General features: G+C 54.8%; 20 protein-coding genes and 4 tRNA genes. All 24 read right to left on the bottom strand.

The annotated features are described in order from the left end of the window. Positions 1-3: 3 nt before the first annotated feature. A complete protein-coding gene (gene rplW / locus AC1RKH_RS18260) occupies positions 4-303 on the bottom strand; it encodes a 50S ribosomal protein L23 (RefSeq protein ID WP_002555488.1) in 300 nt (99 codons plus the stop codon). Further along, entirely contained in the window at positions 300-902 is a 603-nt protein-coding gene (rplD, locus tag AC1RKH_RS18265) for a 50S ribosomal protein L4 (RefSeq protein WP_123423431.1), read from the bottom strand. The genes rplW and rplD overlap by 4 nt, the downstream gene beginning before the upstream one ends. A 12-nt stretch (positions 903-914) precedes the next feature. Beyond that, positions 915-1,550: a 50S ribosomal protein L3 gene (rplC, locus tag AC1RKH_RS18270; protein ID WP_003186059.1), complete on the bottom strand. Its 636-nt coding sequence runs from the start codon at positions 1,548-1,550 to the stop codon at positions 915-917. Between the two features lie 80 nt (positions 1,551-1,630). Continuing rightward, on the bottom strand, positions 1,631-1,942 hold the full coding sequence (gene rpsJ / locus AC1RKH_RS18275) for a 30S ribosomal protein S10 (RefSeq protein WP_003186070.1): 312 nt from the start codon (positions 1,940-1,942) through the stop codon (positions 1,631-1,633). 139 nt (positions 1,943-2,081) lie between these two features. Next, a complete protein-coding gene (gene tuf / locus AC1RKH_RS18280) occupies positions 2,082-3,275 on the bottom strand; it encodes an elongation factor Tu (protein ID WP_123423430.1) in 1,194 nt (397 codons plus the stop codon). A gap of 30 nt (positions 3,276-3,305) precedes the next feature. Then, positions 3,306-5,411, bottom strand: a complete 2,106-nt coding sequence (fusA, locus tag AC1RKH_RS18285; RefSeq protein ID WP_123423429.1) for an elongation factor G — start codon at positions 5,409-5,411, stop codon at positions 3,306-3,308. A gap of 30 nt (positions 5,412-5,441) precedes the next feature. Next, positions 5,442-5,912: a 30S ribosomal protein S7 gene (gene rpsG / locus AC1RKH_RS18290; protein ID WP_093426586.1), complete on the bottom strand. Its 471-nt coding sequence runs from the start codon at positions 5,910-5,912 to the stop codon at positions 5,442-5,444. A gap of 119 nt (positions 5,913-6,031) precedes the next feature. Then, entirely contained in the window at positions 6,032-6,403 is a 372-nt protein-coding gene (rpsL, locus tag AC1RKH_RS18295; RefSeq protein WP_002555494.1) for a 30S ribosomal protein S12, read from the bottom strand. 216 nt (positions 6,404-6,619) lie between these two features. Further along, entirely contained in the window at positions 6,620-10,819 is a 4,200-nt protein-coding gene (gene rpoC, locus AC1RKH_RS18300; protein ID WP_123423428.1) for a DNA-directed RNA polymerase subunit beta', read from the bottom strand. Between the two features lie 63 nt (positions 10,820-10,882). Beyond that, the gene (rpoB, locus tag AC1RKH_RS18305) at positions 10,883-14,956 is read right to left on the bottom strand and encodes a DNA-directed RNA polymerase subunit beta (protein WP_123423427.1); all 4,074 of its coding nucleotides are present in this window, start codon (positions 14,954-14,956) and stop codon (positions 10,883-10,885) included. Positions 14,957-15,175: 219 nt separating this feature from the next. Then, a complete protein-coding gene (rplL, locus tag AC1RKH_RS18310) occupies positions 15,176-15,541 on the bottom strand; it encodes a 50S ribosomal protein L7/L12 (RefSeq protein ID WP_123423426.1) in 366 nt (121 codons plus the stop codon). 77 nt (positions 15,542-15,618) lie between these two features. Further along, complete coding sequence (rplJ, locus tag AC1RKH_RS18315) at positions 15,619-16,119, bottom strand: 50S ribosomal protein L10 (RefSeq protein ID WP_123423425.1); 501 nt, start codon at positions 16,117-16,119, stop codon at positions 15,619-15,621. 198 nt (positions 16,120-16,317) lie between these two features. Beyond that, positions 16,318-17,013, bottom strand: coding sequence for a 50S ribosomal protein L1 (gene rplA / locus AC1RKH_RS18320; RefSeq protein WP_019693883.1), 696 nt, complete (start codon positions 17,011-17,013; stop codon positions 16,318-16,320). Then, complete coding sequence (gene rplK / locus AC1RKH_RS18325) at positions 17,013-17,444, bottom strand: 50S ribosomal protein L11 (protein ID WP_008008888.1); 432 nt, start codon at positions 17,442-17,444, stop codon at positions 17,013-17,015. Before rplK ends, rplA begins: the two co-directional genes overlap by 1 nt. Positions 17,445-17,561: 117 nt before the next feature. Then, positions 17,562-18,095, bottom strand: coding sequence for a transcription termination/antitermination protein NusG (gene nusG / locus AC1RKH_RS18330; protein ID WP_003186097.1), 534 nt, complete (start codon positions 18,093-18,095; stop codon positions 17,562-17,564). 9 nt (positions 18,096-18,104) lie between these two features. Then, positions 18,105-18,473, bottom strand: a complete 369-nt coding sequence (gene secE, locus AC1RKH_RS18335; protein ID WP_493063511.1) for a preprotein translocase subunit SecE — start codon at positions 18,471-18,473, stop codon at positions 18,105-18,107. Positions 18,474-18,518: 45 nt separating this feature from the next. Continuing rightward, positions 18,519-18,594, bottom strand: a tRNA-Trp gene (locus tag AC1RKH_RS18340). A gap of 53 nt (positions 18,595-18,647) precedes the next feature. Next, positions 18,648-19,841 (bottom strand): elongation factor Tu, encoded by a 1,194-nt coding sequence (gene tuf / locus AC1RKH_RS18345; protein ID WP_493063510.1) that lies wholly within the window; start codon positions 19,839-19,841, stop codon positions 18,648-18,650. A gap of 84 nt (positions 19,842-19,925) precedes the next feature. Further along, positions 19,926-20,001 (bottom strand) — tRNA-Thr (locus AC1RKH_RS18350). A gap of 26 nt (positions 20,002-20,027) precedes the next feature. Next, positions 20,028-20,101: transfer RNA gene (locus AC1RKH_RS18355), tRNA-Gly, on the bottom strand. Between the two features lie 25 nt (positions 20,102-20,126). Further along, a tRNA-Tyr gene (locus AC1RKH_RS18360) sits at positions 20,127-20,211 on the bottom strand. A gap of 142 nt (positions 20,212-20,353) precedes the next feature. Continuing rightward, positions 20,354-20,800, bottom strand: coding sequence for a hypothetical protein (locus tag AC1RKH_RS18365; RefSeq protein ID WP_123423422.1), 447 nt, complete (start codon positions 20,798-20,800; stop codon positions 20,354-20,356). A gap of 7 nt (positions 20,801-20,807) precedes the next feature. Next, the gene (locus tag AC1RKH_RS18370; protein ID WP_493063509.1) at positions 20,808-21,557 is read right to left on the bottom strand and encodes a pantothenate kinase; all 750 of its coding nucleotides are present in this window, start codon (positions 21,555-21,557) and stop codon (positions 20,808-20,810) included. Continuing rightward, positions 21,547-22,506, bottom strand: a complete 960-nt coding sequence (gene birA, locus AC1RKH_RS18375) for a bifunctional biotin--[acetyl-CoA-carboxylase] ligase/biotin operon repressor BirA (protein ID WP_493063508.1) — start codon at positions 22,504-22,506, stop codon at positions 21,547-21,549. The genes AC1RKH_RS18370 and birA overlap by 11 nt, the downstream gene beginning before the upstream one ends. Positions 22,507-22,686: the final 180 nt, after the last annotated feature.

Consider the following 22,686-nt stretch of genomic DNA (forward strand, 5'->3'; position numbering starts at 1 on the left):
TCCTTACTCAGCACTGCTGCTGAAATCGAGATCTTGGCCTGGCTGAAGGGAGATAACTGCCTTCTTCCAGTCATTACGCTTGCCCAGACCGCGAGCAGTGCGCTTGCTCTTACCCAGAACATTCAGGGTAGTAACACGCTCTACTTTCACGCTGAACAGGCTTTCGACGGCCTTCTTGATTTCCAGCTTGGTTGCGTCAGTTGCAACCTTGAAAACGAACTGGCCTTTCTTGTCAGCCAGAACCGTAGCCTTCTCGGAAACGTGCGGGCCAAGCAGAACTTTAAATACGCGTTCCTGGTTCATCCCAGCAGCTCCTCGAATTTCTTCACGGCCGACACGGTGATCAACACCTTGTCGTATGCGATCAGACTAACTGGATCGGAACCTTGCACGTCACGTACATCAACGTGTGGCAGGTTACGAGCAGCCAGGTACAGGTTCTGATCAATCACTTCAGACACGATCAAGACGTCAGTCAGACCCATGCCAGTCAGTTTGTTCAGCAGATCTTTGGTCTTCGGTGCATCAACAGCGAAGTCCTGAACCACGACCAGACGATCAGTACGCACCAGCTCAGCAAGGATGGAACGCATTGCTGCGCGATACATCTTCTTGTTCAGCTTCTGGGTGTGATCCTGAGGACGAGCTGCGAAAGTGGTACCGCCGCCACGCCAGATTGGGCTACGGATAGTACCGGCACGAGCACGGCCAGTACCTTTCTGACGCCATGGGCGCTTACCGCCACCACGAACGTCGGAACGGGTCTTTTGCTGCTTGCTACCTTGACGGCCGCCGGCCATGTAGGCCACGACTGCTTGGTGAACCAGCGTCTCGTTGAAATCGCCGCCAAATGTCAGTTCGGAAACTTCGATCGCTTGAGCGTCATTTACATTTAATTGCATGTCAGCTTCCCCTTAACCGCGAGCCTTGGCTGCTGGACGTACAACCAGGTTGCCGCCAGTAGCGCCAGGAACAGCACCCTTGACCAACAACAGATTGCGTTCAGCGTCCACGCGCACTACTTCCAGGGACTGCACGGTCACGCGCTCAGCGCCCATATGACCGGACATTTTTTTGCCCTTGAATACACGACCAGGAGTCTGGCACTGGCCGATAGAGCCTGGGACGCGGTGGGATACGGAGTTACCGTGGGTGTTATCTTGCCCGCGGAAATTCCAACGCTTGATCGTACCCTGGAAGCCTTTACCCTTGGACTGACCGGTTACATCAACCAGTTGACCAGCAGCGAAGATTTCAGCGTTGATCAGATCGCCGGCCTGGTACTCGCCTTCTTCAAGACGGAATTCCATTACGGTACGACCAGCGGCAACGTTCGCTTTAGCGAAGTGGCCAGCTTGAGCAGCTGTTACACGCGAAGCACGACGCTCGCCGACAGTGACTTGCACTGCACGATAGCCATCGGTCTCTTCAGTTTTGAACTGGGTGACGCGATTCGGCTCGATCTCAATGACCGTGACCGGAATGGAGACACCTTCTTCGGTGAAAATACGGGTCATACCGCATTTACGACCGACTACACCAATAGTCATGTTGTAAACCTCATGAGTGTACGGGGCTTTCACCCGCTATGGCCGCCCATTTCAGAGCGTTACACGACTAAGACCGAGTCTTAGCCGAGGCTGATCTGCACTTCCACACCGGCCGCAAGATCAAGCTTCATAAGTGCATCAACGGTTTTATCCGTTGGCTGGACGATGTCCAGAACGCGCTTATGAGTACGGATCTCGTACTGGTCACGCGCGTCTTTGTTGACGTGCGGGGAGACCAGAACGGTGAACCGCTCTTTACGGGTAGGCAGTGGAATTGGACCACGCACTTGAGCACCAGTACGTTTCGCGGTTTCCACGATTTCCTGGGTGGATTGGTCGATCAGGCGATGGTCAAAAGCCTTCAACCTGATACGGATTTGCTGATTTTGCATTGGATTTCAGACTCCGGCTGCTATTCCCACCGGGCGCACTGCGCCCGTTAAAAGGAGGCGCAATTCTATAGACGGGCTAACATAGTGTCAACCCAATAAAAAAGCCCCCGCAAGCGGAGGCTTTTTATCAAATCAACGATTACTCGATGATTTTGGCTACGACGCCAGCGCCGACGGTACGACCGCCTTCACGAATAGCGAAACGCAGACCGTCTTCCATTGCGATGGTCTTGATCAGGGTGACAACCATTTTGATGTTGTCGCCTGGCATTACCATTTCAACGCCTTCCGGCAGTTCGCAGTTACCGGTCACGTCAGTGGTCCGGAAGTAGAACTGTGGACGGTAGCCTTTGAAGAACGGAGTGTGACGACCGCCTTCTTCTTTGCTCAGAACGTACACTTCAGCTTCGAACTTGGTGTGCGGCTTAACCGAACCTGGCTTAACCAGAACCTGGCCACGCTCAACGTCGTCACGCTTGGTACCACGCAGCAGAACGCCGCAGTTCTCGCCAGCACGACCTTCGTCGAGCAGCTTACGGAACATTTCAACACCGGTGCAGGTGGTGACGGTAGTGTCACGCAGACCAACGATTTCCAGTGGATCCTGAACCTTGACGATACCGCGCTCGATACGGCCAGTTACAACAGTACCGCGACCAGAGATCGAGAATACGTCTTCGATTGGCATCAGGAACGGCTTGTCGATAACACGAACTGGCTCTGGAATGTAGCTGTCCAGAGTTTCTACCAGGCGCTTAACAGCGGTGGTACCCATTTCGTTGTCGTCTTGGCCGTTCAGAGCCATCAGAGCCGAACCGATGATGATCGGAGTGTCGTCACCTGGGAAGTCGTAAGTGCTCAGCAGATCGCGCACTTCCATCTCAACCAGTTCCAGCAGCTCAGCGTCGTCAACCATGTCAGCCTTGTTCAGGAAGACAACGATGTACGGAACGCCTACCTGACGGGACAGCAGGATGTGCTCACGGGTTTGTGGCATCGGACCATCAGCGGCCGAGCAAACCAGAATAGCGCCGTCCATCTGGGCAGCACCGGTGATCATGTTCTTCACATAGTCAGCGTGACCTGGGCAGTCAACGTGAGCGTAGTGACGGATCGCCGAGTTGTATTCAACGTGCGCGGTGTTGATGGTGATACCACGAGCCTTTTCTTCCGGAGCGCTATCGATTTTGTCGAAAGCAACAACGGCCGAACCGAAAACTTCGGAGCAGACGCGAGTCAGAGCAGCAGTCAGAGTGGTTTTACCGTGGTCAACGTGACCAATGGTGCCAACGTTGACGTGCGGTAGGGAACGATCAAATTTTTCTTTAGCCACGACAATTAACTCCTTGCCTAAAGGGCTGAATCAGCCTTGCTTTTTGGTAACAGTTTCGACGATGTGCGACGGAGCTGTATTGTATTTTTTGAATTCCATAGAGTAGCTTGCGCGACCCTGGGACATGGAACGAACGTCGGTCGCATAACCGAACATCTCGCCCAGCGGAACTTCGGCACGAATTACTTTGCCGGAGACCGTGTCTTCCATACCCAAGATCATGCCGCGACGACGGTTAAGGTCGCCCATCACGTCACCCATATAGTCTTCAGGTGTAACAACCTCTACCGCCATGATCGGTTCAAGCAACTCACCACCGCCCTTCTGGGCCAGTTGCTTGGTCGCCATGGAAGCAGCCACCTTAAACGCCATCTCGTTGGAGTCGACGTCGTGGTAAGAACCATCAAACACGGTAGCCTTCAGGCCGATCAGCGGATAGCCGGCAACAACGCCGTTCTTCATCTGCTCTTCGATACCTTTCTGGATAGCCGGGATGTATTCCTTAGGAACCACACCACCCACCACTTCGTTCAGGAATTGCAGACCTTCCTGACCTTCGTCAGCAGGAGCAAAACGGATCCAGCAGTGACCGAACTGACCACGACCACCGGACTGACGAACGAACTTGCCTTCGATTTCGCAGCTCTTCGTGATGCGCTCACGATAGGAAACCTGAGGCTTGCCGATGTTGGCTTCGACGTTGAACTCACGGCGCATCCGGTCAACCAGAATGTCCAGGTGCAATTCGCCCATACCAGAGATGATCGTCTGACCAGTCTCTTCATCGGTTTTAACGCGGAAAGACGGGTCTTCCTGAGCCAGTTTGCCCAGAGCAATACCCATTTTTTCCTGGTCATCCTTGGTCTTAGGCTCAACGGCAACCGAAATAACCGGCTCCGGGAAGTCCATACGAACCAGGATGATTGGCTTGTCAGCGTTGCACAAAGTTTCGCCAGTAGTGACGTCCTTCATGCCGATCAAGGCCGCGATGTCACCAGCGCGCACTTCCTTGATTTCTTCACGGGCGTTTGCGTGCATTTGCACCATACGACCCACGCGCTCTTTCTTGCCTTTAACCGAGTTGATCACACCGTCGCCGGAGGCCAACACGCCCGAGTAAACACGGACGAAGGTCAAGGTACCCACGAATGGGTCGGTAGCGATCTTGAACGCCAGAGCCGAGAACGGCTCGTCGTCGTTCGCATGACGCTCCATTTCCTTAGTCTCGTCATCCGGGTCAGTACCCTTGATGGCAGGAATGTCGGTAGGAGCCGGCAGATAGTCGATAACGGCGTCGAGAACCAGGGGAACACCCTTGTTCTTGAAGGAAGAACCGCAAACAGCCAGAACGATCTCACCAGCGATAGTACGCTGACGCAGAGCGGCCTTGATTTCCGCGTTGGTGAGTTCTTCACCTTCGAGGTACTTGTTCATCAGCTCTTCGCTGGCTTCAGCCGCAGCCTCAACCATATTGCCGCGCCACTCGTCAGCCAATTCCTGCAGCTCAGCAGGGATAGGCTCGCGACGTGGAGTCATGCCTTTGTCAGCATCGTTCCAGTAAACCGCTTCCATGGCCATCAGATCGATCTGACCCTGGAAGTTGTCTTCGGAACCGATAGCCAACTGGATTGGCACCGGGGTGTGACCCAGACGCTGCTTGATCTGACCGATCACGCGCAGGAAGTTGGCACCAGCACGGTCCATCTTGTTTACGTAAACAAGACGTGGAACACCGTACTTGTTGGCTTGACGCCATACGGTTTCGGACTGAGGCTCAACGCCGGAAGTACCGCAGAACACAACGACCGCGCCGTCGAGAACACGCAGGGAACGCTCAACTTCAATGGTGAAGTCTACGTGGCCCGGGGTGTCGATGACGTTGAAACGGTACTGATCTTTGTGCTGCTTCTCGGAACCCTGCCAGAAGGCGGTAATGGCAGCAGAAGTAATGGTAATACCACGCTCCTGCTCCTGCACCATCCAGTCTGTGGTCGCGGCGCCGTCATGCACCTCGCCCATCTTGTGGCTTTTGCCAGTGTAAAAAAGGACGCGCTCGGTGGTGGTGGTTTTACCAGCATCCACGTGAGCAACGATACCGATGTTACGGTAGCGGTTAATCGGTGTAGTACGAGCCATAAAGCCCTCGCAAAATGAGTGACGCTAAAATTAGAAGCGGTAGTGCGAGAAAGCCTTGTTGGCTTCAGCCATACGGTGCACGTCTTCACGCTTCTTAACAGCAGCACCTTTACCTTCAGCAGCGTCCAACAGTTCGCCAGCCAAACGCAGAGCCATAGACTTCTCGCCGCGCTTACGGGCGTAGTCTACCAACCAGCGCATTGCCAGGGCGTTACGACGGGACGGACGAACTTCGACCGGAACCTGGTAAGTAGCACCGCCTACACGGCGCGACTTCACTTCGACCAGCGGAGCGATGGCGTCGAGAGCTTTCTCGAAGATTTCCAGGGGGTCGCTGTTCTTGCGTTCTTTAACCTTTTCCAGCGCGCCATAAACGATACGCTCGGCAACGGCTTTCTTGCCGCTTTCCATCACGTGGTTCATGAACTTGGCCAGGATTTGGCTTCCGTATTTTGGATCGTCAAGCACTTCGCGCTTGGCTGCTACGCGTCTTCTTGGCATGGATAAGCCCTCAAACGGTCTTCAGGTTCGCTCGGAATCGGTGCCCTTTCGGGACGCCTCCGACCTTACTCTTATCGACTCAGAAAAATAGATAATTCAGTATTTACAAAAAGCCGCTACTACTTAGGCTTCTTGGTACCGTACTTCGAGCGACCCTGGTTACGACCTTTAACGCCGGAAGTATCCAAAGAACCGCGTACGGTGTGGTAACGAACACCTGGCAAGTCTTTTACACGACCGCCGCGGATCAGTACCACGCTGTGCTCTTGCAGGTTGTGGCCTTCACCGCCGATGTACGAGGAAACCTCGAAACCGTTGGTCAGACGCACACGGCATACTTTACGCAGTGCCGAGTTAGGTTTTTTCGGCGTGGTGGTATACACACGGGTGCATACGCCACGACGTTGCGGGCAGTTCTGCAGCGCAGGCACGTCGGATTTCTCGACGATACGCTTACGCGGCTGACGTACCAGCTGGTTGATAGTTGCCATCTACTAGCTCCACTGTTGTCTTGCGACGCTATTGTCTTGCAAGAAAAGCAAAATGGCAGGAACGAATTCCCGCCAAATTTAGGGGTACAAGAGTCTAAAGAGGATCTTGTCCCCAGTCAAGGCAAGGCCCCGACCTCCCCGCTCATCCAACCTCGACAAATTGTCTCGATTCGATGAGCGGGGCCGCCAGGGCCCCACACTTATTTATCGCAGAACTCAGTTACCGCTCGAGTTCAGCGCTTCGGTCAGTGCAGCTTCCACTTCACTGGCGCTTACGCGCAACGGTTTGTCAGCATCACGGCGGCGCTTGCGCTCGCTGTGATAAGCCAGACCGGTACCGGCCGGGATCAGACGACCCACGACCACGTTCTCTTTCAGGCCGCGCAGGTAATCGCGCTTGCCGGTTACCGCCGCTTCGGTCAGTACGCGAGTGGTCTCTTGGAAAGAGGCCGCCGAGATGAACGATTCGGTGGACAACGACGCCTTGGTGATACCCAGCAGAACGCGAGTGAACTTGGAAACGAACTTGTCGTCGCCAGCCAAACGCTCGTTCTCTACCAGTACGTGAGTCAATTCCATCTGGTCGCCCTTGATGAAAGTGGAATCGCCGGATTCAGCGATTTCAACTTTACGCAGCATCTGACGCAGGATGGTCTCGATGTGCTTATCGTTGATCTTCACGCCTTGCAGACGGTAAACGTCCTGGATCTCGTTAACAATGTACTTGGCCAGCGCACTCACACCCAGCAGACGCAGGATGTCGTGTGGATCGCTCGGGCCGTCGGAGATAACTTCGCCGCGGTTTACCTGTTCGCCTTCGAACACGTTCAGGTGACGCCACTTCGGAATCAGCTCTTCATACGGATCGCTACCGTCGTTCGGGGTAATGACCAGACGGCGCTTGCCTTTGGTCTCTTTACCGAACGCGATGGTGCCGCTGACTTCAGCCAGAATCGAGGCTTCTTTCGGACGACGAGCTTCGAACAAGTCGGCAACACGCGGCAGACCACCGGTGATGTCACGGGTCTTCGAAGTTTCTTGCGGAATACGAGCGATAACATCACCGATCGCAATTTTCGCACCGTCCGCCACACCGACCAGGGCGTTGGCAGGCAGGAAGTACTGAGCGATTACGTCAGTACCTGGCAGCAACAGATCCTTGCCATTGTCGTCAACCATCTTCACAGCAGGACGGATGTCCTTGCCGGCAGCTGGACGGTCTTTGGCATCGAGTACTTCAATGTTGGTCATACCGGTCAATTCGTCAGTCTGACGCTTGATCGTGATGCCTTCTTCCATGCCCACGTAGGTCACGGTACCTTTCATTTCGGTAACGATTGGGTGAGTGTGCGGATCCCACTTGGCCACGATTGCGCCAGCGTCGACCTTGTCACCTTCTTTAACCGAAATCACAGCACCGTACGGCAGCTTGTAACGCTCGCGTTCACGACCGTAGTCGTCTGCGATTGCCAGCTCACCGGAACGGGACACAGCTACCAGGCAACCATCCACTCGCTCAACGTGCTTCAGGTTATGCAGACGGACGGTACCGCCATTCTTCACCTGAACGCTGTCGGCTGCGGAGGTCCGGCTTGCCGCACCACCGATGTGGAACGTACGCATTGTCAGCTGGGTACCCGGCTCACCGATCGACTGTGCAGCGATTACGCCGACAGCTTCACCGATGTTCACCTGGTGACCACGAGCCAGATCACGGCCGTAGCACTTGGCGCAAATGCCGTAGCGGGTTTCGCAGCTGATCGGCGAACGCACGATCACTTCGTCGATGCTGTTCAGCTCGATGAATTCAACCCACTTCTCGTCTACCAGAGTGCCGGCAGGAACGATGATTTCCTCGGTACCTGGCTTAAATACATCACGGGCAATAACACGACCCAATACGCGCTCACCCAACGGCTCTACAACGTCACCGCCTTCAATGTGCGGAGTCATCAGCAGACCGTGTTCGGTGCCGCAATCGATCTCGGTTACAACCAGATCCTGCGCCACGTCTACCAGACGACGAGTCAGGTAACCGGAGTTCGCAGTTTTCAACGCGGTATCCGCCAGACCTTTACGAGCACCGTGAGTGGAGATGAAGTACTGAAGTACGCTCAAACCTTCACGGAAGTTCGCAGTAATCGGCGTTTCAATGATGGAACCGTCCGGCTTGGCCATCAGACCACGCATACCGGCGAGCTGACGGATCTGCGCAGCAGAACCCCGTGCGCCCGAGTCGGCCATCATGTACATCGAGTTGAAGGATTCCTGGTCGACTTCGACGCCATGACGGTCGATGACTTTCTCTTTCGAGAGGTTGGCCATCATCGCCTTGGAAACTTCGTCGTTCGCCTTGGACCAAAGGTCGATCACTTTGTTGTACTTCTCGCCCTGGGTTACCAGGCCGGAGGCGTACTGACTTTCGATCTCCTTCACTTCATCGGTAGCAGCACTGATGATGCGGGCTTTTTCATCCGGGATAACGAAGTCGTTAACACCGATGGAAACGCCGGAAATGGTCGAATAGGCAAAACCGGTGTACATCAACTGGTCAGCGAAGATCACGGTCTCTTTCAAACCAACCACGCGGTAGCACTGGTTGATCAGCTTGGAGATCGCCTTTTTCTTCATTGGCAGGTTGACGACGTCGTACGACAGACCTTTTGGCACAACCTGGAACAACAGCGCACGACCGACAGTGGTGTCGACGATACGGGTGTTGCTCACGCTGCCGCCATCACGGTCGTTGACGGTTTCGTTGATCCGCACTTTAACCTTGGCGTGCAGTGCGGCTTCGCCGGCACGGAACACACGGTCAACTTCTTGCAGATCCGCGAACACACGACCTTCGCCTTTGGCGTTGATCGCTTCACGAGTCATGTAGTACAGACCCAATACAACGTCCTGCGACGGAACGATGATTGGCTCACCGTTGGCTGGCGACAGAATGTTGTTGGTCGACATCATCAACGCACGCGCTTCCAACTGGGCTTCCAGTGTCAGCGGTACGTGCACGGCCATTTGGTCGCCGTCGAAGTCGGCGTTGTACGCGGCGCAGACCAGCGGGTGCAGCTGGATAGCCTTACCTTCGATCAGAACCGGTTCAAATGCCTGGATCCCCAGACGGTGAAGGGTCGGTGCACGGTTGAGAAGCACTGGGTGTTCGCGGATAACTTCAGCGAGAACGTCCCAGACTTCCGGCAACTCGCGCTCAACCATCTTCTTGGCAGCTTTGATGGTGGTAGCGAGACCACGCATTTCCAGCTTGCCGAAAATGAACGGCTTGAACAGCTCGAGAGCCATTTTCTTCGGCAGACCGCACTGGTGCAGACGCAGGGTCGGACCTACGGTAATTACCGAACGACCGGAGTAGTCAACACGCTTACCGAGCAAGTTCTGACGGAAACGACCCTGCTTACCCTTGATCATGTCAGCCAGGGATTTCAGAGGACGCTTGTTGGAACCGGTGATAGCGCGGCCACGACGACCGTTGTCGAGCAAGGCGTCGACAGCTTCCTGCAACATACGCTTTTCGTTGCGCACGATGATGTCCGGAGCGGACAGATCAAGCAGGCGCTTCAAGCGGTTGTTACGGTTGATCACTCGACGATACAGATCGTTGAGGTCGGAGGTCGCGAAACGACCGCCATCCAATGGGACCAGTGGACGCAGATCTGGCGGCAGAACCGGCAGAACGGTCAGCACCATCCACTCTGGCAAGTTGCCGGAACCCTGGAAGGCTTCCATCAACTTCAGACGCTTGGACAGCTTCTTGATTTTGGTTTCGGAGTTGGTTTGCGGAATTTCTTCACGCAGACGGCCAATCTCGTGTTCCAGATCGATAGCGTGCAGCAGTTCACGGACAGCTTCGGCACCCATGCGGGCATCGAAATCGTCGCCGAACTCTTCCAGCGCTTCGAAGTACTGCTCGTCGTTGAGCAACTGACCTTTTTCAAGGGTGGTCATGCCTGGATCGATAACGACATAGCTCTCGAAGTAGAGAACGCGTTCGATATCACGCAGGGTCATGTCCATCAGCAAGCCGATACGGGACGGCAGCGATTTCAGGAACCAGATGTGGGCAACTGGCGAGGCCAGTTCGATGTGCGCCATGCGCTCACGACGAACTTTTGCCAGCGCGACTTCAACGCCGCACTTCTCGCAGATCACACCACGGTGCTTCAAGCGCTTGTACTTACCGCACAGGCACTCGTAATCCTTTACCGGGCCAAAGATCTTGGCGCAGAACAGGCCGTCACGCTCAGGTTTGAACGTACGGTAGTTGATGGTTTCCGGCTTTTTAACTTCACCGAACGACCACGAACGGATCATCTCAGGCGATGCCAATCCGATACGGATGGCGTCGAACTCTTCGACTTGACCCTGGTTTTTCAGCAAATTCAGTAGGTCTTTCAAGGCCTTTCCTCCTGGCGGAGCAGAGAGCGGGCAATCCTGCCCCGCTCTCATTCGCGTCACGTGTTATTCGGTTTCCAGATCGATATCGATGCCGAGGGAACGAATTTCCTTGATCAACACGTTGAAGGACTCGGGCATGCCCGGCTCCATACGGTGATCGCCGTCCACGATGTTTTTGTACATCTTGGTCCGACCGTTCACATCGTCCGACTTCACTGTGAGCATTTCTTGCAGAGTGTATGCAGCACCGTATGCTTCCAGTGCCCAGACCTCCATCTCCCCGAAACGCTGACCACCGAACTGTGCCTTACCACCCAGCGGCTGCTGGGTAACCAGGCTGTACGAACCGGTAGAACGAGCGTGCATCTTGTCGTCTACCAAGTGGTTCAGCTTCAGCATGTACATGTAGCCAACGGTAACCGGGCGCTCGAACTTGTTGCCGGTACGGCCGTCAGTCAGCTGCATCTGGCCGCTTTCTGGCAGGTCTGCCAGTTTCAGCATCGCCTTGATTTCGCTTTCCTTGGCACCGTCGAACACCGGAGTGGCCATCGGTACGCCGCCGCGCAGGTTCTTCGCCAGATCCAGGATTTCCTGGTCGGAGAAGTCATCGAGGCTTTCCTGACGACCGCCGATCTCGTTATAGATCTCGTGCAGGAACTTACGCAGCTCGGCAACCTTACGCTGCTCTTCGATCATCCGGTTGATCTTCTCGCCCAGACCTTTGGCCGCGAGGCCCAGGTGGGTTTCAAGGATCTGACCAACGTTCATACGCGAAGGTACGCCCAACGGGTTGAGGACGACGTCGACCGGGGTGCCATTGGCATCGTGCGGCATGTCTTCAACCGGCATGATCACGGAGACCACACCTTTGTTACCGTGACGACCGGCCATCTTGTCGCCCGGCTGGATGCGGCGACGGATTGCCAGGTAAACCTTGACGATTTTCAGCACGCCTGGAGCCAGGTCATCGCCCTGCTGCAGTTTGCGCTTCTTGTCTTCGAACTTGTCGTCCAGCAGACGGCGGCGATCAACGATGTAGGCCTGAGCCTTCTCGAGCTGCTCATTCAGAGCATCTTCAGCCATGCGCAGTTTGAACCACTGGCCGTGCTCAAGACCGTCGAGAACTTCGTCGGTGATTTCCTGACCTTTCTTCAGACCGGCGCCGCCTTCGGCTTTGTGGCCGACCAGAGCGGAACGCAGACGTTCGAAAGTAGCGCCTTCAACGATACGGAACTCTTCGTTCAGGTCCTTGCGGATCTCGTCGAGTTGAGTCTTCTCGATCGACAGAGCACGAGCATCACGCTCAACGCCGTCACGGGTGAAGACCTGTACGTCGATGACAGTACCCTTGGTACCGGTAGGTACGCGCAGGGAAGTGTCTTTAACGTCGCTGGCTTTTTCACCGAAGATCGCACGCAACAGCTTCTCTTCCGGAGTCAGTTGGGTCTCGCCTTTCGGAGTGACCTTACCGACCAGAATGTCGCCTGCGCCAACTTCAGCACCTACGTAAACGATACCGGCTTCGTCCAGTTTGTTCAGTGCAGCTTCACCCACGTTCGGGATGTCTGCAGTGATTTCCTCTGGCCCAAGCTTGGTGTCACGCGCCACACAGGTCAGTTCCTGGATGTGGATCGTGGTGAAGCGGTCTTCCTGAACCACACGCTCGGACAGGCAGATGGAGTCTTCGAAGTTGAAGCCGTTCCATGCCATGAACGCGATACGCATGTTCTGACCCAGAGCCAGTTCACCCATGTCGGTGGACGGACCGTCGGCCATGATGTCGCTACGCTGAACCCGATCACCCTTGCTCACCAGCGGACGCTGGTTGATGCAGGTGTTCTGGTTGGAGCGGGTGTACTTGGTCAGGTTGTAGATGTCGACACCAGCTTCGCCGGTTTCAACTTCGTCATCAGCAACACGAACCACGATACGGCTGGCATCAACGGAGTCGATCACGCCGCCACGACGAGCCACGACGCAAACGCCGGAGTCGCGAGCCACGTTACGCTCCATGCCGGTACCTACCAGCGGCTTGTCAGCGCGCAGGGTTGGTACAGCTTGACGCTGCATGTTCGAACCCATCAACGCACGGTTGGCGTCGTCGTGCTCGAGGAACGGGATCAGCGACGCAGCAACCGAAACTACCTGCTTCGGCGATACGTCCATCAAGGTGACGTCTTCCGGCGCCTTGACGGTGAACTCGTTCAAGTGACGAACAGCTACCAGCTCGTCGATCAGGACTTTCTTGTCGTTCATCGTGGCCGAAGCCTGAGCGATCACGTGATCAGCTTCTTCGATGGCGGACAGGAACACGATCTCGTCGGTGACCAGAGCGTCTTTCACCACACGGTACGGGCTCTCGAGGAAGCCATACTGGTTGGTGCGCGCATAGGCGGCCAGGGAGTTGATCAGACCGATGTTCGGACCTTCCGGCGTTTCAATCGGGCATACACGACCGTAGTGAGTCGGGTGTACGTCACGAACTTCAAAGCCAGCACGCTCACGAGTCAGACCGCCAGGGCCGAGTGCAGAGACACGACGCTTGTGGGTGATCTCCGACAGCGGGTTGTTCTGGTCCATGAACTGGGACAGCTGGCTCGAACCGAAGAACTCTTTCACCGCCGCAGCCACAGGCTTGGCGTTGATCAGGTCTTGCGGCATCAGGCCTTCGCTTTCAGCCATCGACAGACGCTCTTTGACCGCACGCTCAACACGTACCAGGCCAACGCGGAACTGGTTCTCGGCCATTTCGCCTACGCAGCGAACACGACGGTTACCCAGGTGGTCGATGTCATCGACGATGCCTTTACCGTTGCGGATGTCGACCAGAGTCTTCAGTACCGCGACGATGTCTTCTTTGCACAACACGCCCGAACCTTCGATCTCGGTACGACCGATACGACGGTTGAACTTCATCCGGCCGACCGCAGACAGGTCATAGCGCTCAGGGCTGAAGAACAGGTTGTTGAACAGAGTCTCGGCAGCGTCTTTGGTTGGCGGCTCGCCAGGACGCATCATGCGATAGATCTCAACCAGCGCTTCCAATTGGTTGCTGGTGGAGTCGATCTTCAGCGTGTCGGAGACGAACGGACCGCAGTCGATATCGTTGGTGTACAGAGTCTCGATGCGAACAACCTGGGCCTTGGCGATTTTTGCCAGGATCTCGGTGTTCAGCTCGGTGTTGCACTCTGCCAGGATTTCGCCGGTAGCCGGATGCACGATGACCTTGGCGGTAGTGCGACCCAGGACGTAGTCCAGAGGCACTTGCAGCTCTTTGATCCCGGCCTTTTCCAGCTGGTTGATGTGGCGAGCAGTGATACGACGACCTTGCTCGACAATAACCTTGCCTTTGTCATCCAGGATATCCAGGACAGCAATTTCACCACGCAGGCGCTGAGGCACCAGTTCCAGGCTGAGGTTTTCACCTTGCACGTGGAAGACGTTGGTGGTGTAGAACGCGTCCAGCACTTCTTCGGTGGTGTAACCGAGCGCGCGCAGCAGTACCGATGCAGGCAGCTTGCGACGACGGTCGATACGCACGAATACGCAGTCTTTCGGGTCGAACTCGAAGTCCAGCCACGAACCGCGGTAAGGAATGATCCGCGCGGAGTACAGCAGTTTGCCGGAGCTGTGCGTCTTGCCACGGTCGTGGTCGAAGAACACGCCCGGGGAACGGTGCAGCTGGGAAACGATTACACGCTCGGTACCGTTGATTACGAAGGTACCGTTCTCAGTCATCAGGGGGATTTCACCCATGTAGACTTCTTGCTCTTTGATGTCCTTGATCGCTTTGTTCGACGATTCTTTGTCGAAAATGATCAGGCGCACTTTTACCCGCAAAGGTACGGCGTAAGTTACACCGCGCAATACGCATTCTTTGACATCAAATGCCGGTTCGCCCAGGCGATAACCGACGTACTCCAGCGCAGCATTGCCGGAGTAGCTGATGATCGGGAAAACGGATTTGAAGGCCGCATGCAGGCCCACGTCGCGGAACTGATCTTTAGTCGCTCCCGCTTGCAAGAATTCACGATACGAATCCAGCTGGATGGCCAGGAGGTACGGCACATCCATGACGTCCGGCAACTTGCTAAAGTCCTTGCGGATACGTTTTTTCTCAGTATATGAGTAAGCCATCAGCGTTCCCCAGCTTGGTCACCTGCTTGTTTGGCCCCTCCCGACGGGAGCAGCCAGAAAATCGTGCAAACCCCATGGTTTGCGCCACCGCATCGGGTGGTACAGCTCGTTATCGGCACCGACCCAGTCGGCTGCCAATAACGGAAAAAGGCCGGTGGCAAGAGCCACCAGCCATCAGCCTTTCGCTTAACGCTCGGGCTGGAGACGCAAAGTCGAAGCTTACTTCAGCTCGACTTTAGCGCCTGCTTCTTCCAGAACTGCTTTGGCTTTGTCAGCTGCGTCTTTGGCAACAGCTTCCAGAACCATGGCAGGAGCGCCGTCAACTACAGCCTTGGCTTCTTTCAGGCCCAGACCGGTCAGTTCACGTACAGCCTTGATCACGTTAACTTTCTTCTCGCCAGCTTCGGTCAGCATGACGTTGAATTCGGTTTGCTCTTCAGCAACGGCAGCAGCAACAGCTGGACCAGCCGAAGCAGCAGCAGCGGTAACGCCGAATTTTTCTTCGAAAGCTTTGATCAGCTCAACAACCTGGATAACCGACATTTCAGCTACGGCGTTGAGGATATCGTCTTGAGAGATAGACATGACTCTAATTCCTGATTTGGGGACGGCCTACGCGACCATCGAAATAAACAAAAAAGCGCGAAAGGAAGTGCTCAGCCTTAGGCTGCAACAGCTTCTTTTTGGTCGCGAATAGCCGCCAGAGTACGAGCCAATTTGCTGGTAGCGCCTTGAATCACGCTCATCAGCTGGGAAATTGCTTCGTCACGGGTCGGCAGAGTTGCCAGTACGTCGATCTGATTAGCTGCGAGGAACTTGCCCTCGAACGCAGCTGCCTTGATCTCGAACTTATCCTGACCTTTGGCGAATTCCTTGAACAAACGGGCAGCAGCGCCAGGATGTTGGTTGGAGAACGCAATCAAGGTCGGGCCAGTGAACACGTCGTTGAGAACACTGTATTCAGTGTCAGCAACAGCGCGCTTGAGCAAGGTGTTACGTACAACACGTACGTAAACGCCAGCTTCACGAGCCTCTTTACGGAGTCCGGTCATAGCGCCTACTGTTACGCCACGGGCATCAGCCACGACAGCGGACAGAGCAGCTTTGGCAGCCTCGTTGACTTCAGCGACGATGGCCTTCTTGTCTTCGAGTTTAATTGCCACGGGTTTAACTCCTGCTTGTTACCGTTTCATCCAGCCGAAGCCAGATGTCGTTTTGGTGTCTGATTCGGTAAGGAACCGGGAGCACCATCTGCGTAGGCTTGAGGTTTAAGACTTGCGTCGCCTACGGTCTTGGATAGCCCCCGCCAGGCAGGGACCCCAATCTTTCAATTGACGCGATCGCTCGCGCCAATTTGTGTCTTATGCGTCGAGCGAACCCTGGTCGATGACCAGACCTGGGCCCATAGTGGTGCTCAGGGTAACGCGCTTGACGTAGATACCTTTCGAGGAAGCAGGCTTGATACGCTTCAGATCAGCGATCAGGGCTTCAACGTTTTCCTTCAGCTTGACGGCATCGAAGCCGACTTTGCCAACGGAGGTGTGGATAATGCCGTTTTTGTCGGTGCGATAACGAACCTGACCAGCTTTTGCGTTTTTAACCGCGGTAGCTACGTCTGGAGTTACGGTGCCGACTTTAGGGTTAGGCATCAGGCCACGTGGACCGAGGATCTGACCCAACTGACCTACAACGCGCATTGCATCCGGGGAAGCAATAACTACGTCATAGTTCAGGTCGCCGCCTTTCATTTCGGCAGCCAGGTCGTCCATGCCTACGCGATCAGCGCCGGCGGCCAGAGCAGCTTCAGCTGCTGGACCTTGGGTGAACACAGCAACGCGAACGGTCTTGCCAGTGCCGTGTGGCAGCACAGTAGCGCTACGAACAACCTGGTCAGATTTACGCGGGTCAACACCCAGGTTCACAGCAACGTCGAACGACTCGCTGAACTTGACAGTCGACAGCTCAGCCAGCAGAGCAGCGGCGTCTACAAAGTTGTAGGCCTTGCCTGCTTCGATTTTGCCGGCGATAGCCTTTTGGCGCTTGGTCAGCTTAGCCATTACACACCCTCCACGTTAAGGCCCATGCTACGAGCAGAACCGGCGATAGTACGCACGGCTGCTTCCATATCAGCTGCAGTCAGATCCGCGTTTTTGGTTTTCGCGATTTCTTCCAGCTGAGCACGAGTTACAGTGCCAACCTTAACGGTGTTTGGACGAGCGGAACCGCTAGTCAAACCAGCAGCCTTCTTCAGCAGAACCGAAGCCGGGGTGCTTTTAGTTTCGAAAGTGAAGCTACGGTCGCTGTAGACAGTGATGATCACTGGAGTCGGCAGACCTGGTTCAATACCCTGAGTACGGGCGTTGAAAGCCTTGCAGAATTCCATGATGTTCACGCCGTGCTGACCCAGAGCAGGACCAACAGGTGGGCTTGGGTTAGCCTGAGCGGCCTTCACTTGCAGCTTGATGTAAGCGGTAATCTTCTTGGCCATGAGGCACTCCAATTACGGGTTCGAACGCCTCGAGAGGCTCCCCGGTTACTTGCGCGTTTATCCCAGTGACGACAAAACCCCACAGCCTAGGGCTGCGGGGTTGGGATGCTTGTTCGGCTAGACCTTTTCGACCTGGCTGAACTCTAGCTCTACCGGAGTAGAGCGACCGAAAATGAGCACAGCGACTTGAATCCGGCTCTTTTCGTAGTTAACTTCTTCGACCGTGCCATTAAAATCGGCGAACGGACCGTCGGTGACACGAACCACTTCACCCGGCTCGAACAGAGTCTTAGGCTTCGGTTTGTCGCTACCATCAGCAACACGACGCAGAATTGCTTCTGCCTCTTTATCAGTAATTGGTGCTGGCTTATCAGCAGTACCGCCGATGAAGCCCATCACCCGAGGAGTGTCCTTGACCAAGTGCCAAGTCCCCTCGTTCATATCCATCTGGACCAGCACATAACCAGGGAAGAACTTACGTTCGCTTTTGCGCTTCTGGCCATTACGCATTTCAACCACTTCTTCAGTGGGAACCAGAATTTCGCCGAAGCCATCTTCCATGCCAGCCAGCTTTACGCGCTCTACCAACGAGCGCATGACATGCTTCTCGTAACCCGAGTAAGCATGCACAACGTACCAACGCTTAGCCACGGGACACCCTTAGCCAACAATCAAGGAAACAAGCCAGCCGAGCAGGGAATCAAGCCCCCACAACAGCAACGCCATAACCAGAACAACAGCCACCACAATCAGGGTGGTCTGCGTGGTTTCTTGGCGAGTTGGCCACACGACTTTACGAATCTCGGTGCGAGCTTCCTTAACCAGTACAAAGAAAGACTTGCCCTTGACCGTCTGCAGGCCTACAAAGGCAGCTACAGCAGCAATAACAAGCAAAGCGAGTACACGGTACAGGATCGGCACAGCATGGTAATACTGATTGCCGACAACGCCAACAACCACCAAGACGACTACTACAAGCCACTTGAGCAGATCGAAGCGAGAGCCTTGAGCTTCAGCTTTAGGAGTCATCTATGAAGATCCTGTGAAAAGAAAGCCAGACACACCAAGTGAATCTGGCAGGTCAGGAGGGAATCGAACCCCCAACCTACGGTTTTGGAGACCGTCGCTCTGCCAATTGAGCTACTGACCTAAAACAAAATCAGGCCGACCATTATGCCGGCCCGAAAAAGACATTACAACAATTTACTCGATGATTTTGGCTACGACGCCAGCTCCGACGGTACGACCGCCTTCACGGATAGCGAAACGCAGACCATCTTCCATCGCGATGGTTTTGATCAGGGTAACAGTCATCTGAATGTTATCGCCCGGCATTACCATTTCAACGCCTTCCGGCAGTTCGCAGTTACCAGTCACGTCAGTAGTACGGAAGTAGAACTGTGGACGGTAGCCCTTGAAGAACGGAGTGTGACGACCACCTTCTTCCTTGCTCAGCACATAAACTTCTGCGGTGAACTTGGTGTGCGGCTTAACCGAACCCGGCTTAACCAGAACCTGACCTCGCTCAACGTCGTCACGCTTGGTGCCACGCAGTAGCACACCGCAGTTCTCGCCTGCACGACCTTCGTCAAGCAGCTTGCGGAACATTTCAACACCGGTACAGGTGGTGACGGTAGTGTCACGCAGACCAACAATTTCCAGCGGATCTTGAACGCGAACGATACCGCGCTCGATACGACCAGTCACAACAGTACCGCGACCCGAGATCGAGAATACGTCTTCGATTGGCATCAGGAATGGCTTGTCGGTCAGACGAACCGGCTCCGGGATGTAGCTATCCAGAGTTTCAACCAGCTTACGAACGGCAGTGGTGCCCATTTCGTTTTCGTCGTTGCCTTCCAGAGCCATACGAGCAGAACCGATGATGATCGGAGTGTCGTCACCTGGGAAGTCGTAAGTGCTCAGCAGATCGCGCACTTCCATCTCAACCAGCTCCAGCAGCTCAGCATCGTCTACCAGGTCGGCCTTGTTCAGGAAAACCACGATGTACGGAACGCCTACCTGACGGGACAGCAGGATGTGCTCACGGGTTTGCGGCATCGGACCATCAGCGGCCGAGCAAACCAGGATAGCGCCATCCATTTGAGCAGCACCGGTGATCATGTTCTTCACATAGTCAGCGTGACCTGGGCAGTCAACATGAGCGTAGTGACGGATCTTCGAGTTGTACTCAACGTGCGCGGTGTTGATGGTGATACCGCGAGCTTTCTCTTCTGGTGCGCTGTCGATCTTGTCGAAGTCAACACGAGCCGAGCCGAAAACTTCGGAGCAGACGCGAGTCAGAGCAGCAGTCAGAGTGGTTTTACCGTGGTCAACGTGACCAATGGTACCAACGTTGACGTGCGGCAGGGAACGATCGAACTTTTCCTTAGCCATCGAAATAACCCCCAACAGAAGAATTAAGCAAGCAATACCGACCATTAAAACAAAGGCAGATATTTTCATATCTGCCTTGTCATATGGAGCTCTTGAGCGGATTTGAACCGCTGACCTCACCCTTACCAAGGGTGTGCTCTACCAACTGAGCTACAAGAGCGAAACACTTTGCACAACCTGCAAACTTGGAGCGGGTAGCGGGAATCGAACCCGCATCATCAGCTTGGAAGGCTGAGGTTCTACCACTAAACTATACCCGCGTAAGCTTGCAGCTCACGCTAAAAATGGTGGAGGGGGAAGGATTCGAACCTTCGAAGTCGTAGACGTCAGATTTACAGTCTGATCCCTTTGGCCGCTCGGGAACCCCTCCTAAGCGAGCCGGCATTCTACATCATGCCAGCCTTCTGTCAAGCATTTTCTCATTAAAAACCTGAGGTTAGCTGCGTTGACCTCGCTTCGCGCTGCTGACCGTTAAAGGTCTTCACTGCGAAGCGGGCGCCATTCTATGCAACCTATTCAGCAGTTGCAACCCCCTCGCACGGCATTATTTTATGTTTTAACTCATTGAATTCTTTAGCAAGGTTCTGCAATACGGAATCATCAGCCAAACGCCGGCTTTCCGGGGTCACGCGCATCCAATATCCAACAGAATCAGGAAGAGAAACCGATAGCTGTTGAACCTTGATGTCGAGAGCAGTCAATCGCTGCTCGAGCGCCTTCGCCGTTTCCTGACGAGCAAAGCCACCCAAATAAAGACAACTGTTATCCGCCTGCGCAGATTTACCCTTGTCACGCACAGCTGCTGCATCAGGTGTTTCACTCAACAGGCGAATGTCCTGCTGCGAACCTTTATACAAACTCAACGGAGTGACGTCCTTCGCACGCAAGGGCGCCTCCTGCTGATGCCAAACGTAATAAAACACATTGAGGACCAGCAACAGCAGAAACAACCAACGCATAAAAACCTCAGGACAATGGGCAAGCCATGGCCAAACCTACGAATACGAGATCCGGTACCACCCGCGCCTCTGGCACGATTCCGGAAACCAGGCCTGCATCACCGCCAGTAAGGAACACCGAAAAATCCTGCCCCCAATAGCTGCGCGCCAGCTCCAGCTGCGTCAAGACAAACCCTCTCAACATCAATGAACAGCCACGCTCGACGGCCTCCACCGTATTTCGCCCTGGCTCAAAGCTCTCGAGTGCCCTGGATGCCGCGAGATCGTCATAGCGAATCCGCCGGGTATGGGTGCGTAGCTGATTACGCATCAAGGGCATTCCCGGACAAATGAACCCTCCCAGGTGTTCACCATCTGCCGCAATAAGGTCTGCGGTAAGCGCAGTACCAAAATCGAGAACCAGACAAGCTCCCGAGGCAAGATGAAATGCCCCAAGCATCGCAAGCCAGCGGTCAAGACCCAGTCGCCGATAATCCTCGTAACCGTTGCGGACTCCAGACATTTCACGGGCCGGCGCCGCGCAGGACACCGTTACGCCGAATGCATCAATCAGCAACGAAACAAGCGCATCGGTCTCTTCATTGGTTCTTACGCTTACCAGGCGACAGTATTTGAGATTCAGCGCATCACAACCGTGCAAACTGTCCAGCAAGGCCTGATCCGAGTCGACAACTCCCTCGGCAACCAAACGCGCCGCATCTGCATGCAGCACACGCCATTTAATAAAGCTGTTCCCGCAGTCGAGCTCAAGAATCATCGCGCAACCTCAGACTTAGCTCACCACCACTAAACACTTTTTCTACGCCACCCACGTTCAAACGCAATGCGCCCTGACCATCAATCCCTATCACCTCACCGTCAATTCGGTTCACTCCAGCAATCAGTGAAACCGAGCGCCCCTGCCATAAGTGTCCTTTCTCCCACTCTGCCTGAAGTGAGGAAAACCCTTCCGACTGGTGACGACGCAGGTGCTCCTGGAGAACAATCCCCAAACGCGCCACTAGAAGATTACGATCAAACGCCCTACCTGCTTCGAGACGCATAGAGGTCCATTGCTGATCAACCTCATCAGCCATCTGCATATTTACATTGATTCCCACGCCCAGAACGACATGGCACACATCAGCGGGATCCCCGACCAATTCCAACAATATCCCGGCGATTTTCTTCTCACCAACCAGGACATCGTTAGGCCACTTCAAACCAGCTCCGGCAATACCCAGATCACGCAGAGTTTGCATCACCGCCAGGCCGACGACCAGGCTAAGCCCTTCAAGCTGTCGCATGCCACCATCGATTCGCAGCACGAGGCTATAGTAGATATTTTCGGCAAACGGACTCACCCACTTGCGGCCGCGCCGACCGCGACCAGCAGTTTGTCGCTCCGCAAGCACAAGAAACGGCGCAGCCATTCCGCGCTCTATAGAGCGCAAAGCTTCTGCGTTGGTGGAATCAATCGAATCAAAGACTAGTACGGGCCAGCCGCAAGCAGGTGAATGCTCACAGATCTCCACGGCGTTGAGCAGAGTCAACGGCGCACTCAACTGATAACCACGACCACGCACCTTGTGGATAGAAAGACCCAACTCCGCCTCGAGGTGCTGGAGTTGCTTCCATACAGCGCTACGACTAATGCCTAGAGCGGCACCCAGCGCTTGGCCGGAATGGAAACGACCGTCCTTCAGAAGCTTTAACAACGTCAGCATGCAAGTATCGCCTCACAATGAGGCCCGCATGATAGCCATGCCCCGAGCCGTTGCATAGAAATCGTAAGAATCAACTTTCTCGCAGGCAAAACAAAACCCCTACCTGCGGTCGCAGATAGGGGTTTCGGAATTTAATCTTGACGATGACCTACTCTCACATGGGGAAACCCCACACTACCA

Source organism: Pseudomonas sp. GW822-FHT06B12 (assembly GCF_058799675.1).